The organism is Streptomyces sp. NBC_01176 (genome assembly GCF_045039825.1).
Taxonomy (GTDB): domain Bacteria; phylum Actinomycetota; class Actinomycetes; order Streptomycetales; family Streptomycetaceae; genus Streptomyces.
This window is the reverse complement of sequence record NZ_CP108600.1, coordinates 791,168-807,760: the sequence shown is the minus strand read 5'-3', so window position 1 is coordinate 807,760 and position 16,593 is coordinate 791,168. Positions and strand designations below refer to the sequence as shown.

The window sequence follows — 16,593 nt, the reverse complement described above, 5'->3', positions numbered from 1 at the left end:
GCTCAGGCCGCGCTGCTGGTCGCGCGACGGCGCCGCAGCCCGTACCAGGCCGCCGAGATCGCGACGATGATGACGAAATACACCATGGTGGCGGCGGCGCCGTAGCCACCCCGGTAGGCGGTGAAGCCGGTGTCGTAGATGTACTCGATGACCGGTCGGGTGGATTGGTTGGGTCCGCCGCCGAGCAGCTGGTAGATCTGGTCGAACACCTTCAGCGAGGCGAGAATCTGAAGGATGAGCACCAGGCTGGTGGTCCGGCCGAGCAGCGGCACCGTGATGTGGCGGATCTGCTGCCAGGGGCTCGCGCCGTCGATCGCCGCCGCCTCGTAGACGTCCGCGGGGACGTCCTGGATCGCGGCGGTGTAGAGGACGAAGTTGAAGCCGAACGTCCACCACACGGTCATCAGCACGACGGCGGTCCAGCCGCCCGAGGTGCTGCCGATGAAGTCCGGCACCGGCAGTCCGACGGCGTCGAAGACCTTCGGTATGAGGCCGATCTGCGGGGTGTACATCCACAGGAAGACCAGGGTGACCACAGAGGACGGCACGACGTACGGCAGGAAGAAGGCGATGCGGTAGAAGAGCCGGCCGCGGCGTACGCGCGAGGCCAGGATGGCGACGCCCAGCGCGAGGATCACCAGCGGGGGAGTGGTCAGCAGCGTGAAGAGCACCGAGTGCCACATGCTCTCCCAGAAGAGGGAGTCGGCGAGCACCTCGCGGTAGTTCGACAGGCCGACGAAGTCCCCGAGGCCGCTCTTGACGGTGGTGGTGTTGAAGAAGCTCAGCACCACGCCGACGAGCAGCGGGCCGACCAGGAACAGCAGGTAGATCACGAGGAAGGGAGCGGTGAGCAGCCTGCCCGCCCGGCGTTCGGAACGGGTGGGCCGGTCGGCGGCGAGGCCTGTCGGGGCCGCGGCGGGTGCCGGTCGCGTCGAGACGACGGTCGTCATGGTGACTGCCTCCTACTTCATCGTGACCGGCGGTCGGGACGTGGTGTACCGCTTCAGGGCGGAGCGCATCGCGGCCGCCATGCCCTTGGGCGTGATCCGCCCGGTGAGCGCTTCGATGACCGTGCCGCCGATCACCCCCTGGAAGTCCGAGCCGGCGCCGGTGTACCAGGCCACCGGGTCGTACTGGGCGTCGAACGCGGCCTGCACGTAGTTGCGCTGCGGCGACTGGTCGAGAAAAGCCTTGCTGTGCTGCGTCGGCAGCCAGGCCGGGATGTGCCCGCCCTCGGCCCACACCGCGCTGCTGTCGAGCAGGCTCTTGACGAACTTCGCCGCGTTGCGGGTGCGGGTCTCGTCGCCGCGGTCGTTGCGCGGCAGGATCAGCGCGTGCGAGTCGGCGTAGGCCACCGGCTTCGGGCCGAGCAGCGCCGGGAACGGCACCACGTTGAACTTCAGGTTCTTGACCGCCCGGTACGACGGGATCTGCCACTCGCCGTCGAAGAGGAAGCCGGCCTTGCCCGTGCTGAAGAGGGCGTTTGCGCCGGCACCGGTGAGGTTCTTCGGCATCAGGTTCGGACCGGTCAGGCTCTGCATGAGGGCGACCGTCTCCTGCGTCGCCTCGTCGTCGATGGCGATCTTCGTGCCGGAGTCGGTGACGATCGGGCCGGCGAGGCCGGAGTAGATCATGCTGAAGAAGCGCCAGGCCGTGGACGGGTCGGCGGTGATCGACATGACCGCGCCGAACTGTGCGCCGCCCGCGTCCTTCATCGCCTTCACCGCGTCGACGAAGTCCTCCTTGCCCTTGAGGGGCACGAGACCGTCGCCGGCGGAGTTCAGCAGGCCCGCCTTGCGGGCGATGTCCACGTTGTAATAGAGGACGAAGGGGTGCGTGTCCAACGGGACCGCGTACGCCGTGCCGTCCACGGTGGCCTTCTTCCAGGCGGCCGGGGTGAACTTGTCCTGGGTGACACCCAGTTCCCCGAGGGGGGTCCGCTCGATCGGCTCCAGCAGGCCGGAGGCGGCCAGCAGCGGAAGCCGCGAGAGATGGGTGATGCCGACGTCCGGCGGGGTGCCGCTCGCGGTGGCCAGTGCCAGCTTCGTGTAGTACGGATTGCCCCAGCCCAGGATGGTCGCCTCGACCGTAGTTCCCGGGTTGGCCTTCTGGAACGCCTTCTCCATCAGCACCATGTTGGCGCCGTCGCCACCGGTGAAGAGGTTCCAGAAGATGACATCCGCCGTGTTCGGCTGCGAGCCCGTCAGGCCGGACGCGAGCGGGGAGGAGCACGCCGCGAGCCCTCCGGTCAGGGCAAGGCCACCGCTGAGGGCTAGAAACCGTCGGCGCGCCATCGCTCCGCTCATAGGGGTATTCACCTCGTTAATTCGATGTGAACTCGATGGCGCAGACCTTGGCACACGTTTTGCAACGATGCAATAGATCGATGAGAAGACGGTCGTCGGGCCGGTGTCGCGGCCCCGCCGCCCCCTCCCGCGCGACCCCGCCGCGCCCGGTCCCGTGGCTGACTCGAGGCCGGTTCCGCAGCGGCGCGGGGCGTGGTTCCGCGGCGGCGCACTCGCCTCGCCGTGTGAGTCGGGGCTCGGACCACATTGCCTCACACCCTCACAAATCGGGCATCCATAGGGCGCGCGCCCGATGCGCCCGCCTCGCCCGACCCACCCTGCCCCTACCAGCCCGTCGTTCACCGCGACGCGGGTCACACAGCGACAGGCGTCACATCGCGCGCGCCGGGTCCCGGCTCACTCCTGCGCGGGCCCGCGGCGCGAGGACTCCCGGACGACCAGCCGGTACGGCGTCGCCTCCTGGGGGGCCGCCACGAGCTCACCCACCTGCGCGTCCTCGCCCGATGCGGGCTCCTCGGACCCTCCAGGGGACTGCATCTGCTCCTCCAGCAGGACCAGCGAACGCTCGGCGATGGCGTCGAGGTCGGGGGCGATGGAGGTGAGCGGCGGGTGGGTGTAGGCCGACTCCTGGATGGCATCGATGCCGACGACGGCGACGTCCTCGGGCACCCGCACCCCGGAGGCGTCCAGGGCCCGCAGCGCGCCGACGGCGAGCGCGTCGTTGAAGGCGAAGATGGCGTCGGGCAGCGGGCCGTCGCCCTCCAGCAGCTCCCGTACGGCCTCGTAGCCCTGCTCCCTGGTCCAGTCCTCGACCGGTACGACCAGCCAGTTCACCCGCCGCACCCGGGCCGCCGACATCGCCTGCTCGTACCCCTCGGTGCGCTGGCGGCCGTTCTCGCTGCCGTTGCGGCCGAGCGCGACGATCCAGCGACAACCCTGCTCCAGCAGGTGCTCGACCGCGGTGCGGGCGGCCGCCACGTTGTCGATGCCGACCCGCGGGAACTGGTCGCCGACACTGTGCTCACCCAGCATGACCAGCGGAAAGTCCGGCCTCTTGGCCGCGATGTCGCTCGCCGGCAGGGTCAGGGCGCTCAGTAGCACTCCGTCGGCGACATTCGTCAGGCCGCCCTCGAGGATCCGCCGTTCCACCTCGCTGTCGCCCGCGGTCGACTCGACGAGCACCGTGATGTCGCGCCGGCCCGCGGCCCGGATGACGGCCTGGGCCAGCTCGGCGAAGTAGGGCTCGGCGACGAACGGCACCGCGAGGGCGATGAAGCCCGTGCGGCCCGAGCGCAGGCCGCGGGCCAGGTAGTCCATGCGATAGCCCAGCTCGTCGAGCGAGCGCTGCACCTTGGCGCGGGTGTCGGGGCTCACGTGCGAGTAGCCGTTGACCACGTTCGACACCGTCCGCACCGACACCCCGGCGTGCTCGGCCACGTCCCGCATCCGCACTCTGGCCACTGGGGCCTCCTTCCCGTCGCGCCCGGCACTCACAGCCCGCCGGGTGGCCCCGATCGGGCGCCCGCCAGGCTCTCAGAGTCTGCCGCACCGGGGAGCGCCGACTCGCCGCCGTGTCCCACTGGGTCTTGCATCGATGCAAATGATCACTCATGATGGCAGGGCTTCGACCGTAGAAACGCCTATGCCGGGAATTCCGGAAAAGGCAGGAGGAGGATCCGTGAGGGCGAGCGAGCAGGACGGGACGTATCCGAGGCCGATCCTGCAGCGGGAGCGGTGGCACAGCCTCGACGGCGTCTGGGAGTTCGGGTACGACGACGCCGGCGAGGGCGAGCGCGACGCGTGGTTCTCCGGGGAGACGACGGGTGGGTTCGACCGGGAGATCACCGTCCCGTTCCCACCCGAGGCCCCCGCCTCCGGCATCGGCGAGACCGCTCCGCACCCGGTGGTCTGGTACCGCCGCCGCATACCCCACGAGGTTCTCGCCGTCAGCGGCGGCGACCGGGCGCTGGTGCACTTCGGAGCCGTCGACCACCGGGCCAAGGTCTGGCTGGACAGCCGGCTGGTGGCCGAGCACGTGGGCGGCCAGACGCCGTTCACCGCCGACGTGACCGATGCGCTGCGCCCCGGCGCCGACGAGCACGTGCTCGTCGTCCGCTCCGAGGACGACCCGGCCGACCTGGCACAGCCGCGGGGCAAGCAGGACTGGCAGGACCGGCCGCACGCGGTCTGGTACGAGCGGACCACCGGCATCTGGCAGACCGTGTGGACCGAGACCGTCGCGGGTCTGCACGTCACCGACCTGGCCTGGATCCCCGATCCGGCGCGTGGCGTCGAGGCCGAGATCACCCTGGCCTCGGTGCCGGCCGCCCCGGTGAGCGTGGAGATCGTGCTGAGCCACGACGGCGAGGTGCTCGCCGAGTCCACCTCCGCGGTACGCACCCCGCGCAGCCGCATCGACCTCGTCGTCCCAGCCCTGCGCAACGGCATCGACCGCGAGGACCTGCTGTGGAGCCCCGAGCGGCCCACGCTGATCGACGCGCGGGTGACCGTCCGCGACGCAGCGACCTCCGAGGTGCTCGACACCGTCGACAGCTACGTCGGCCTGCGCAGCGCCGGCGTCGGCCGGGGCGCCTTCCTGCTCAACGACCGCCCCTACTACGTGCGTTCGGTGCTCAACCAGGGCTACCGCCCCGACACCCTGATCGCGAACTCCGGCACCGCGGAACTGCGCCGCGAGGTCGAGCTGATCAAGGCGATGGGCTTCAACGCGGTCCGAATCCACCAGAAGGCCGAGGACCCGCGCTTCCTGTACTGGGCCGACCGGCTCGGCCTGCTGGTGTGGGGCGAGACCGGAGCCGCGTACGAGTACGGCACCGAGGCCGTGGAACTGCTCACCCGTGAGTGGCTGGACATGGTGCGGCGCGACCGCAGCCACCCCTCGATCGTCACCTGGGTGCCGGTGAACGAGAGCTGGGGCTGCTCCGACATCGCCAACGACCCGGCGCAGCAGGCCTACACGGTCGCGCTCGCGAACCTCACCCGCGCCCTGGACCCGACCCGCCCGGTCATGTCCAACGAGGGCTGGGAGCACACCGACAGCGACATCATGGGTGTGCACGACTACTCCTCCGACCCCGAGCTGCTCACCCGCCGCTACGGCGACGCCGCCGGGTTCGAGGCGCTGCTCGCCTCGCCGGGCCCGGCCGGGCGGACCCTCTCGCTCGGCGCGCGGCAGACGGAGCGCTACCGCGCCGGTGAAGCCCCGCTGATGGTCACCGAGTTCGGCGGTCTGTCCGTGGGTGCCGAGGAGGACGAGTTCTCCTACACGCGGACCAGCTCCGACACGCAGTACGCCGCTCTGCTCGGCGACATCTTCGGGGTGCTGCACACGAGCCCGATCGTCGCGGGCTTCTGCTACACGCAGTTCATGGACACCGCCCAGGAGACCAACGGCCTCCTCTACACCGATGGTTCGCCGAAGCTGCCGCTGGAGACGATCCGCCGTATCGTCACCGGCACCGAGCCGGCGCCCGAGGAGAAGCCCGAGTCCCCGGCTGTGGCCGACTAAGGGCTGTCCCGTAATCCCCGGTGGATCAGCGCGCGGCGTCAGATGCGGTGCATCGCAAGGCGGAGGGTCGTCCTCATACCGGGTGTATTCGGGCGATCCGACAACGCGGCGAGGCGCCGTAGCTGTCGTCGTGCGCCCGCCGGGGATTACGGGACAGCCCTTAGCTTGTTCTTTAACTTCCGGCTGTCCCGTGACGGAGCGGGTTGATCTCCAGTTCAGACCTGGTGTGAGGTGTCGTTGGCACTTGGCGCATGATGACCGTCATGGAGAGCGTGGTCGAGACGATCAAGGTCTGGTTCCGGTTCGTCCCCCGCGAGGGGTGGTTCCCGCAGGACACCGAGGGTCTGTGGGCGACGAAGCTAAGCGACGGCACGGCCCGTGTCGAGAATGCCCCTTTCCTTCAAGACGGGGTGGCCGAGGGCGACGTGGTGAAGTACCAGACCGATTCCGACGGGCTCCACTGGGCCGTCGGACAGGTCAGCTCCTCCGGTAACTGCACGATCCGTGTCGTGCCCATACCCACTGGTCCCCTGGGTGACAGCCCACGGGCGGTCCATCAGCGACTTTCGCCGTTCGGGCTTGGAGGTGAGGTCTTCAGTGAGGACTTCCCCATGGTGGCTTTCACTGTGCCAGCAGGCGCGGACTTCGCCAGCATCAAGGCTCTCCTGGCACGAGGGCAGACGGAGGAATGGTGGCACTACGAAGTCGGCTGCGGCACCGGCGAGTGGTGGGGCGCCTGATTTCTGCGTGAGCCTGCCGCTCCTGCGTTTCAAGCCCTGCCTCCCACTCGAAAGCGGCCTCGAACTGGGTTCCTCACCTGGGGATTGGCCGGATGTGGGGGCGGCCTTCGTCTGATCCTGTGCTCCGACCAAGGTGCACCAATCAAGACGAAGGCCGTGAGGATGAGTCTGCTGCTTGACGTTGGCCGGAGGGAAGCGTTCGCGGAAGCGTCACGCTTCCGGGCTGAGTTCTACGAGTGCCTGGCCGCTCGACGCGATGAGTTGTTCGAGCTGGCGGACGCGGTGCTGTGTGCGGACGGTGCGGTGAAGTCCCCGGTGGACTTGACGCTGCTGCCCGAGCATCGGCGTGGGCACGGAGCGATGTATGGCGGTCTGAACCACGGCCGGATCGATGTCGGCCGGCTGCGGGCGGTACTGGCCGGGCTGCCGCTGCCGCGTTTCGACGGCGAGCGCCTGGTCTTGGCGGTCGATGTGTCGCCGTGGCTCCGCTCGGACGCGCCGTGCTCGGCGGAGCGACTGTTCTGCCACGTCTACGGCCGGGCGAAAACCGCGTCGCAGTTCATTCCTGGCTGGCCCTACTCCTTCGTGGCCGCTCTGGAACCGGGCGCCACGTCCTGGACCGCGATCCTGGACACGGTCCGGCTCGGCCCGGCGGATGACGCGACCGCGGTCACCGCCGCCCAGCTCCGCGGAGTTGTTGAACGGCTCATCGACGCGGGCCAGTGGCAGGCCGGGAACCCGGACATCCTGATCGTCAGCGACGCGGGCTACGACGTCACCCGCCTGGCGTGGGTCCTGCGTGACCTCCCCGTCGAGCTGGTCGGCCGGGTCCGCTCCGACCGCGTGATGCGGCTGCCGAAGCCACCGCGGATGCATGGGGTCAACGGCCGGCCGCCCAAGCACGGCCCGGAGTTCCGCTTCGCCAAGCCGGAGACCTGGCCCGAGCCCGCGATCACCACAGTCACCGACACCACCAACTACGGCAAGGCCGAGACCCAGGCGTGGGACCGGGTCCATCCCCGGCTCACCCACCGCTCTTCATGGCTCGACCACGACGGCGAACTGCCGCTGGTCGAGGGCACGTTGATCCGGCTGAAGGTCGAGCACCTGTCGAAGGACCGGGATGCCCCGCCCGTGTGGTTATGGTCCTCCAAGACCGGCGCCACCCCCGACGACGTGGACCGCTTCTGGCAGGCATTCCTCCGCCGCTTCGACCTGGAGCACACCTTCCGCTTCGCGAAGCAGACACTCGGCTGGACCACCCCGAAACTCCGTACTCCGGAGGCGGCGGACCGCTGGACCTGGATTCTGATCGTCGCCCACACCCAGCTCCGGCTCGCCCGGCCCCTCGCCACCGACCTCCGCCGGCCCTGGGAGAAACCCACAGCCTCCGACCGGCTCACCCCAGCCCGGGTCCGCCGAGGGTTCCGGAACATCCGCGCGCACCTCGCCTGCCCGACCCGAGTTCCCAAACCCCGCGGCACCGGACCCGGACGGCCACCCGGCGCCAAGAACAAACACCGGGCACCCCGCTACGACGTCGGCAAAACCGTCAAACGCCCCGAGACCCTCAAGGCCATCGGCAAGCCCGGAAGGTCTTGGTAGATAAAGAACAAGCTTAGGGCGTGTTGCGAAAGTCCCGCCTGCCTCGCGGCGTCTGGCACGTGCTCTCGCCGCACCGGGCGAAAACCCGAGTACGTCCAGTACGCGGGCTTCCGCCCGGCACGCCGAGAGCACGCACCAGACGCCGCGAGGCCCGCCCTCCGGGCGGACGACGGGACGTTCGCGACACGCCCTAGTAGTGCTTGGTCATGTTGGTGCGGGGTCTGGCATGTCACGGTGACAGGTGGGGCAGGCGCCGGTCCAGATCACGAGGAGTATCTGCAGCTCGCGGACGACTCGGTAGAGGGTCAGGCCGGCGCCGTCTCTTTTGGGGATCGGTTCAGTCGTTGCAGGGTGCAGAAGGCGTGGGCGACCGAGACGAGGGTGACGTGGTGGTGCCAGCCTGGCCAGGTCCGGCCTTCGAAGTGGGCCAGGCCCAGGGCCTGTTTCATCTCGCGGTAGTCGTTCTCGATGCGCCAGCGGAGCTTCGCGGTGCGCACGAGGACGGGCAACGGGGTGGTCTCGGGCAGGTTGGAGAGCCAGAACTGCACGGGCTCGTCCTGGTCGGCGGGCCATTCGGCCAGCAGCCAGCGGACCGGAAGCCCGGTGCCGGCCGTGGCCTTGCGGATCTCACGCCCGGCGGGCCGGATCCGCAGGGCCACGAAGCGCGAGTACATGCGCTTGTGCCCACTGCGGCCACTGCCCGGCCGTGATCCCTCCCTCCACTGCACCGGCCGTGCGGATGATTTACCGGCCGCGATGACCAGGCTCTTCACCCTCTGGGCAGGCTCGGGGTAGGCAGGAACCGGCGGTCTGCCCCGGCCTGTGTGGGCCGGGGTGCAGGGCTGTGCGTCCTCGGGTTGCGCGGTGGTCGTGGTCGAGATGCCCACCACGTAGTCGAGACCGCGTTCTTCCAGGCCGAGCCGGAAGGCGGCGGTGTCGCCATAGCCGCCGTCGGCGATGACCTGGGGCACCTCGATGCCCCAGGACCGCGTCTCGTCGATCATGTCGAGGGCCAGCTGCCACTTCTCGACATGGCCGATCTGGGCGGGGATGGCGCACTTGTCACGGCGGGCCACCTTGGCCGGATCGGCCTTCGGCGAGGCGGGATCCCAGCTCCCGGGCAGGAACAGACGCCAGTTCACCGCCACCGAGGCTCCGTTGGAAGCAAGGTGCAGCGAGACCCCGGCCTGGCAGTTGGTGACCTTGCCCGCGGTGCCGGTGTACTGCCGGGTCACGCACGCCGACGCATCCCCGTCCTTGAGGAACCCGGTGTCATCGATGACCAGCGCGGTGGGCTTGATGACCGGCTGCATACGCCAGGCCAACCGGGCCCGCACATGCGCCGCATCCCACGGGCTGGAGGTGACGAAGTGGGCCAGGGCCTGCCGGTTACCGTCCTCGCCCAAGCGGGCAGCCATCGGCTCCACCGACTTGCGCCCGCCGTCCAGCAGCAGCCCCCGTAGATAGACCCCGCCCCACCGTCGCTGATCCGCCCGCGCGAACGGCTCGAACATCTCCGCCGCGAAGTCCTCCAGATCACACCGGACCGCAGCCAGCTCCCCACTCAGCACACCCGATCAACGACACGACCGATCAAGAAGACACGCCGTCACGGACCGCACATGACCAAGCCCTACTAGGGGCGTGTTGCGAAAGTGACTCGAGATCCAGCGCGGTAGTCGGAGCGCGGTAGCGGAGCCCGGATGACGAACGGGGACGCTAGGGAGCTCCCCCAGGGGTGGCTCCCGCCGCGATGAGGAGATCGGCGGTTTCGGGATGGGGGCCGCGGGTCGCCCACGTCAGGGGGGCCCAGCCCGTGCCGTGATCCTCGTGCAGGTTCGCATCGGCGCCGTGCGCCAACAGTTCGCGCACCGTTTCGGTGTGCCCCCAGCATGCGGCCGCGCACAAGGGCGTGCCTTCCGCGCCGAGTCCGCGGCTCTCGGCGTCCGGAGAAGCCCCAGCGGCCAGAAGCAGACGGACGATCTCGGTCTTCCCGTTCACGGATGCCTCGTACAGAGGGGTGGTTCCCTCACTGTCCGCTCGACCCGGGTCGACTCCAGCCCGCAGAAGCGCCTTCACGACGGCGGTGTCACCCCCGGGAATGGCTTCGAAGAGACGTCGGGTGAGCTTCTTGCGCTGCCGCTGGTTCATGGGGGCTGAGGTTAGCGACCGGCTACGTGGCGGGGCCAGTCATATCCACTCGTCGAAGGCCGTGACCAGCACGTTCGCCAAGTAGCGGACGGCAAGCTGGTCCGCTCTCTTCTTGCCACCGCCCGATGCCTCTTCAAGTGGTGATCACACACTCCACCGCGCGGCGCTCGCGTTCGTCGGCCTTGCTGATCGTGCATTCCTCTCACCGCACTCGGCATCACGTGATCAAACCAGCTGTCACGCCGCCGACTGCCAGGCCACGCGGAACCGGATCGGTCCGCCGATCTACGCCGGGACAAGGACGGTGAGCCATTCCGCTTCACGTGGCCGGTACCCGTGACGGTCCCACAGTCCCGAGACGATCGCAGGGACGTGGCCGGCTCCGTAAACGATGGCCACCCGGATCGGTTCGTCGCCGCGCTGCCCGTGGATCTCACCGAGTGCGTCGAGCAACCGCTGGTCGCGCCGACCAGTCATCGCGCGCTCCACAGGATCGTCGGCCATCATCTCCACCCGGAGTGTTGACGGCAGATCCTCGACCGCCAGGTCTTCATCGAGGAAGGCGCGTGGACCGCGCAACGCGAACACCAGGCCCAGGACCGGGGCCGCGACGATGAGGAGCAAGTACATCCACCGCGGCAGTGCCTTCAAGTCGGCGATCGCCTCCGCCGCGGTCACGTCCGGGTTGATCACCGGCACGTCGTCGGGAAGGAGCAGCTCGTCGCGTTGCTCCTGCAGTCCGTTGCGCCGCCGGCGTGGGGCGAACCGGTAAGCGAGCGTAAGGGCGCTCACTGCGACCGAACTCCCCCGGATTCCCTCGATGACTATGAGGTCGCATTGCCGGAGCCTGACGCGGACCTGGGAGTAGAACGTCGGCGAAGCCACGTGCAGCATCGGGAAGATCACGAATTCGAGTGGCGCCCCTGTGCGTCTCATAGTGATCACAGCAGATCGGACGGCGTACCCGGTCACCTCGATGATCTGCATGATTCCCCCCCGTGAACCTTGCCCGGTTCCCCATCCACCCGTACCAGGACACGAGCTCGCCCGGGGCCGTGGTTCCCTCCCGGCGTCGACAACCGCCGGGCTGCGCAGACACTCCCACGACACCGGGCAAGGATCTGGACGTGGCCACTTCTCTCGGCACGACTGACATCCGGCAGTCGTTCGCTCTGTGCCGCGATGGTCCCTCGCGCGTGCTCCGCCACGAGAAACGCGCATGCATCTACCCCGGCACCGTCACCCTCGCCGTGCTCGTGACCTGGCTCCGCACAGGATCCGAGAACCAGGTGCCTCCTGCTCCATCCGTAGACCGTGAGCCTCTGGCGTGGTGGTCCGAGACCGCGAGACCGCCGCGGGTATGCGCGGTCATGCGAGCGCAGGGAATCCGAACCGCTTGACGAGCGCCGGATCCCCGAACGCGTTGATGCTCGCGATGCCCGTCGAGGTCACCGTGAGCATGAGGATGCCGTAGGGCCGCCCATGGTGATACCCGACGGCCGCGGGCCGGCCGTTCGCGCTGGTCGGCAGCAACCGCCAGTCGCCCGGCGAGCCCAGGACCCGGTGCACGAGGTAGGGCACACAGGTGGCACGGCCGGAGAACCAGGTGCGCCAAGGCGTCGCCTCGACCCTGGCATCAACACGTAGCAGCTGTTCGAGGGCGGCTCCGTCGGCCTCCTCGACGGCCGCGATGTACTGGGCGAGGACGTCGCTCAGGTCGCCGGGATCGACCGCTTCCTCGACATCGGGAGGCGCATGGTGCAGTCGCGCACGCGCACGCTGCAGTGTGCTCTTGACGGCTGCCGTGCTGGTGCCCATCACCTGCGCGACGTCCGACGCCGACCACGCCAGGACGTCTCGCAGGATGAAGACCGCCCGCTGACGACCGGGCAACTCCTGGAGGGCGGCGATCAGCGCGATCCGCAGGCTGTCGCGCGCCGTGACGATCACTGCCGGGTCGAGCATCGAGGTGGGCACGGGTTGCACCCATGGTGTTCCCGCAGCCGTCAGCGAGGCCAAGGGGTCCTCGGCAGGTCCGCCCAGACCCGACGGCAGGAAACGCCTACTGCGGTGCGACAACGCGGAAAGGCATGCGTTGGTGGCAATCCGGTAGAGCCAGTTGCGCACCGACGATCTGCCTTCGAACGACTCGAACGAACGCCAGGCACGCAGGTAGGTCTCCTGGACGACGTCCTCGGCGTCGTCCACCGATCCGAGGATGCGGTAGCAGTGCGCCAGCAGTTCACGCCGGTACGGTTCGGTGTCCGTCGTGAAATCGGCCATCCCGCTCGCCATCACGGAGCGTAGGTGAGTGTGACGACGCCTGTCGCACTCGGAGTTGCGGCGACGAACCGCGGCGAGCGCGGCAGCGCGGCGTCGAAGAGCCTCCTTCCCGCGCCGACGACAACGGGGTGGACACCGAGGTTCAGTTCGTCGATCAGGCCGTGCTGCAGCAGCGTTCGCATCAAGGTGAAGCTGCCGTACATGATGATGTCGCGGCCGCGCTCCTGCTTGAGCTTCGCGACCGTCTGCGCCGCTTCACCGTTGAGGGCGGTGGCCTTCCAGGGCAACGGCCCGCTCAGCGTGTTCGTGACGACTGCCTTGGGCAGGTTGTTCATCGCCTCGGCATACGGTCCGGTATTGCTCGACCAGGCCTTTTCGAGGATCTCGTAGGTCACCCGTCCCAGCAGGAAGGTGTCGCTCGCCAACAGGGCGTCGGTGGCCCGCCGACGCGACAGGTCGTCGAAGTACTCCAGCGCCCAGCCGCCGCTTTCGATCTCGCCGAAGCCGCCCGGATCCTGGACCACGTTGTCGAGCGTGACGAACGCTCCCGCGATGAGCTTGCGCATGTCGGTCTCCGTCCTCAGGACCGGCCGTTCCGGACCTCTGGAATGAAGACTCGGGTCGGCTCCGAAACGAATCGGTCGGCATGCCGGGGCGGTCGACGGTGCGCCAGGGCGGGTTCGAAGGGCTCGGCGTCGACCGCGGTCCGCTGAACGGCGACCGCCCTGCCCGGGGCCGGACGCGATCGCCCCGGAACTGGAGTGGAACGCGGGTGCGGTCGGGGTGAGGACGATCGCCCAGTTCACACGCCACGGGTGGGGGCGCGTGCCCGGACGCGCCCTTTGCACCGTGACTGTGGCCCCGTCGAGATCCGCACCGCCCTCCACGGGGCGAAGCATGCGGCCTCGCTGCGGGCGGTGACCCGCCAGGCCGTCACTCCTGCGGCGTCTGCCGGATCTTGGCCAGCGTCAGAACACCGCCGCCGATACCCCATCCCGCGTCGGCGACCTCTTCGACCAGTACGAGTGTGGTGGCCCGGGCGCGGTCGCCGAAGATCTCGGCGTACAGGTCGGTGGTGCGCGTGATGATCTGCTCCTTCTGCTCTGCGGTGAGGGCGCCGGCGGGGACCTTGAAGTTCGCGAACGGCATGGTGCTCTCTTTTCGTGCGGGGGCGCCGGAGCTGCTCACGACGAGCAGGTGGTCGACCCGGATGGGAGCAACGATCCGTCCGAGTCACCTGCTCCGACCAGGGCTGAGCCCACCCAGGGGTCACCAGCCCCTGGCTCGGACCTCGTCGGAGAGGCGACGATGAGCGGGTGAACCTCCCCGAGCTTGCAGCGTTCCTCAGGTCCCGGCGTGATCGGATCCGGCCCGCCGATGTCGGCCTGCCCGCCGGGCCCCGGCGTCGGGTGCCCGGCCTGCGGCGCGAGGAGGTCGCGCAGTTGGCGGGCCTGTCGGCCGACTACTACACCGAGCTGGAGCGCGGACGCGGCGCCCAGCCGTCGCCCCAGACACTGGCCGCCCTCGCCCGGGCGCTGCGGCTGGGCGGCGACCAGCGCGACCACCTGTTCCATCTCGCCGACCGCCCTCTGCCCGCATCGCCGCACGGCGCGAGCGCGCGACACGTCCAGCCCGCCCTGCTGGGGCTGCTCGACCGGTTGACCACCACGCCGGCCCAGGTCATCACCGACCTGCACGAGACCCTCGTCCAGAACGAGCAGGCCGTGGCACTGCTCGGCCGGGCCCCGGAGCCGCGCGGCCCCGCCAACGGCTTCGCCTACCGCTGGTTCACCGATCCGGCCTCCCGGGCGGTCTACCCGCCGGAGGATCACCCGCACCACTCACGGGTCTTCGTCGCTGACCTGCACGCGGTAGCCGCCCGCCGCGGCCGTGACACCGAGGTCGCCCGGATGACGGCGGCACTGCGGCAGCGCAGCGCGGAGTTCGCCGCCCTGTGGGACACCCACGACGTCGGCCTGCGCCGCACCGACCACAAGCGCATCGTGCACCCCGCGCTGGGTGTCATCGAGTTGGACTGCCACAGTCTGTTCAGCGAGGACGGCCGCCAGCGACTCCTGTGGTTCACGGCCCCGCCGGGCACCGAGGGCGCCGCTCAGCTTGCACTGCTCGGCGTCATCGGCACACAGGACATGGCGGCGACCGAGGGAGCCTCCCGCACCGAAGGCGACGGATTCGACGCCCTTGCGTGCGAAATATGCCCCCGCCCGGTATCCACCGGGCGGGGACATGGCACGGCCGGACCACATCACGGTCCGCGATAATCGACGGTCACCGCGTTGCGGCGGCCAATGCCGCGTGGATGGCGTCCTCGCCGGCCGGCCGGCCCTTCTCGTTCGAGTACGGCCCGTACGGTGTTCCCCACACCGGCGTGCCCGTCGCCTGCCGCCAGCTGTCGGACAGCGTTCCCGCGTCCACCACGCTGTAGCCGATGGAGTCGATGAATTCGGCCACCGCCGCCTTTGCCGATGCGGAGTCTCCGGCGATCGGAAGGTAGGAGCGGTCGGCCGCCCGTGCCGGGCGGGCGAGTGACAGCAGGTGCTTGAAGAAGATGGTGTTGAACGCCTTTACGAGCAGGGCGTCGGGGACGTACCGCAGGAGCAGCTCGCTCGAGGTGAGGGATTTGCTGTCGAGCTCAGGGATGTGCCCGTCACGCTCGGGGCCGTAGTTGCAGGTGTCGATGACCGTCTTCCCGGCCAGTGGCGCGGCGGGCACGTGGCGGAAGGCGCTGACCGGCACCGTGACCACGACCAGGTCACCGGCCGCCGCGGCCTCTTCGCTCGTCGCCGCGGACGCCCGCGGCCCCAGTTCCTGGGCCGTGTCCACGAGCGTTTCGGGACCGCGCGAGTTGCTGAGCACCACCTGGTGCCCGGCCCCGACGGCGAGTCGCGCGATGGTCCTGCCGATGCTTCCGCTTCCGATGAATCCCACAGTCGTCATTGTCTCAACGTCCTTCAGAAGAGCCGAAGTTGCCGGTTGCCGGGCTCGTTCCGGTCCCGGTTCCCGCCGTCACCCGGCGGGGAAATAGTGGCCGTTGTCCATGTCGGCGAGCAGGCCGCGCCGGGCGGGTTCCCAACCGAGCGTCCGGCGGGTGATGAGGTTGGACGCTGGGTAGCTCTGCGTGACGATATTCGTGAGGAACCCGAAGTACCCCGGCGTCATCAGGGAATCGTCGGGAACGCTCACGGCGGGCAGGCCCAGACGGCCGGCGATGGCCTCGGCGATCTCGCGGAACGGGATGGCCCCGTCCCCCACCGCGTGCCAGTACCTGCCGGCTGACCCCTTCTCCAGCGCCAGGCGGAACAAGGTGGCGGCATCGCGGATGTGCACGGCGTTCCACAGGTTCGCGCCGTCGCCGTGGTAGCCGACGAAACCCTTCTCCTTCGCGAGCGCGATCAGCGTGGGGAGGAAGCCGGCACGATCGGTCGTACTGTGCGCGATGTTGGCGATCCGAACGACCGAAGACCGCACCCCCTGCTCGGCGAGGTCGACCACGGCCCTTTCCACGACGTTGCGGATCCGCAGGGTGCCTTGGTGCTCCTCGCCGGCGGGGAGGGCCGGGTCCTCCTCGGTGGCCGGCCGGCCCAGGTGCTGTCCGGGTGAGCCAATACTCCCGGCCGCGACCAGCGGTTTTCCGGTTCCCGCCAGTGCCTCGCCGTACGCGAGCATGATCGGGAGCTCCGCGGCGGCCACGGCGTCCATCCCCCCGGAGGGCAGCAGATCCTGCCTGTGGGCCACGTGGATGACGCCATCGGACACCGACGCTGCCTCCTTGAGCCCGTCGAGATCCTGGACGTCGCCGCGACGCACCTTCGCGCCGAGCGCGGACAGGGCCGCCGCGGCCGCGTCCGACCGGGCCAGGCCCGTGACCTCGTGCCCGGCGGTGATGAGCTCGGGGATGATGTACGAACCGGAATGGCCGGTCCCCCCGGCGATGAATATTCGCATCTGACTTTCCTTG

General features: G+C 69.4%; 15 protein-coding genes. 4 read left to right on the top strand and 11 right to left on the bottom strand.

The features are described 5' to 3' along the window. Positions 1-2: 2 nt before the first annotated feature. The 3 genes from OG199_RS03185 to OG199_RS03175 all read right to left on the bottom strand — a co-directional run bounded on the left by OG199_RS03185 (position 3) and on the right by OG199_RS03175 (position 3,752). Complete coding sequence (locus OG199_RS03185; RefSeq protein ID WP_356803312.1) at positions 3-950, bottom strand: sugar ABC transporter permease; 948 nt, start codon at positions 948-950, stop codon at positions 3-5. A gap of 12 nt (positions 951-962) precedes the next feature. After that, the gene (locus OG199_RS03180; RefSeq protein ID WP_356803311.1) at positions 963-2,306 is read right to left on the bottom strand and encodes an extracellular solute-binding protein; all 1,344 of its coding nucleotides are present in this window, start codon (positions 2,304-2,306) and stop codon (positions 963-965) included. A gap of 396 nt (positions 2,307-2,702) precedes the next feature. Continuing rightward, positions 2,703-3,752 (bottom strand): LacI family DNA-binding transcriptional regulator, encoded by a 1,050-nt coding sequence (locus OG199_RS03175; protein ID WP_401809232.1) that lies wholly within the window; start codon positions 3,750-3,752, stop codon positions 2,703-2,705. A gap of 232 nt (positions 3,753-3,984) precedes the next feature. On the opposite strand from OG199_RS03175, the gene OG199_RS03170 reads away from it, so the two are divergent. From OG199_RS03170 to OG199_RS03160, 3 genes are all read left to right on the top strand, one after another. Then, positions 3,985-5,835, top strand: a complete 1,851-nt coding sequence (locus tag OG199_RS03170) for a glycoside hydrolase family 2 protein (protein WP_405827788.1) — start codon at positions 3,985-3,987, stop codon at positions 5,833-5,835. Positions 5,836-6,086: 251 nt separating this feature from the next. Further along, a complete protein-coding gene (locus tag OG199_RS03165; RefSeq protein ID WP_331727750.1) occupies positions 6,087-6,575 on the top strand; it encodes a DUF4265 domain-containing protein in 489 nt (162 codons plus the stop codon). A 162-nt stretch (positions 6,576-6,737) separates the two neighbouring features. Then, the gene (locus OG199_RS03160) at positions 6,738-8,180 is read left to right on the top strand and encodes an NF041680 family putative transposase (protein WP_331727747.1); all 1,443 of its coding nucleotides are present in this window, start codon (positions 6,738-6,740) and stop codon (positions 8,178-8,180) included. 305 nt (positions 8,181-8,485) lie between these two features. On the opposite strand, the gene OG199_RS03155 is transcribed toward OG199_RS03160, so the two are convergent. From OG199_RS03155 to OG199_RS03130, 6 genes are all read right to left on the bottom strand, one after another. Next, positions 8,486-9,694: an IS701 family transposase gene (locus tag OG199_RS03155; RefSeq protein ID WP_405827786.1), complete on the bottom strand. Its 1,209-nt coding sequence runs from the start codon at positions 9,692-9,694 to the stop codon at positions 8,486-8,488. 205 nt (positions 9,695-9,899) lie between these two features. Next, positions 9,900-10,331 (bottom strand): ankyrin repeat domain-containing protein, encoded by a 432-nt coding sequence (locus tag OG199_RS03150; RefSeq protein ID WP_405827784.1) that lies wholly within the window; start codon positions 10,329-10,331, stop codon positions 9,900-9,902. A 285-nt stretch (positions 10,332-10,616) separates the two neighbouring features. Then, entirely contained in the window at positions 10,617-11,318 is a 702-nt protein-coding gene (locus OG199_RS03145) for a hypothetical protein (protein ID WP_405827782.1), read from the bottom strand. Between the two features lie 381 nt (positions 11,319-11,699). Beyond that, on the bottom strand, positions 11,700-12,614 hold the full coding sequence (locus OG199_RS03140) for an RNA polymerase subunit sigma-70 (RefSeq protein ID WP_401809203.1): 915 nt from the start codon (positions 12,612-12,614) through the stop codon (positions 11,700-11,702). 11 nt (positions 12,615-12,625) lie between these two features. After that, complete coding sequence (locus tag OG199_RS03135) at positions 12,626-13,180, bottom strand: dihydrofolate reductase family protein (RefSeq protein ID WP_401809205.1); 555 nt, start codon at positions 13,178-13,180, stop codon at positions 12,626-12,628. A 367-nt stretch (positions 13,181-13,547) separates the two neighbouring features. Continuing rightward, a complete protein-coding gene (locus OG199_RS03130) occupies positions 13,548-13,763 on the bottom strand; it encodes a 4-oxalocrotonate tautomerase family protein (protein WP_057602221.1) in 216 nt (71 codons plus the stop codon). Between the two features lie 167 nt (positions 13,764-13,930). Between OG199_RS03130 and OG199_RS03125 the strand changes: the two genes are divergently transcribed. Continuing rightward, complete coding sequence (locus OG199_RS03125; RefSeq protein WP_401809210.1) at positions 13,931-14,896, top strand: helix-turn-helix domain-containing protein; 966 nt, start codon at positions 13,931-13,933, stop codon at positions 14,894-14,896. Between the two features lie 7 nt (positions 14,897-14,903). Here the strand turns inward: OG199_RS03125 and OG199_RS03120 are convergent, their stop codons facing one another. Together OG199_RS03120 and OG199_RS03115 are read right to left on the bottom strand one after the other, a co-directional pair. Continuing rightward, entirely contained in the window at positions 14,904-15,563 is a 660-nt protein-coding gene (locus OG199_RS03120) for an NADPH-dependent F420 reductase (RefSeq protein ID WP_405834409.1), read from the bottom strand. Positions 15,564-15,641: 78 nt separating this feature from the next. Next, positions 15,642-16,580, bottom strand: a complete 939-nt coding sequence (locus tag OG199_RS03115) for an SDR family oxidoreductase (RefSeq protein ID WP_405827779.1) — start codon at positions 16,578-16,580, stop codon at positions 15,642-15,644. Between the last annotated feature and the right edge of the window lie 13 nt (positions 16,581-16,593).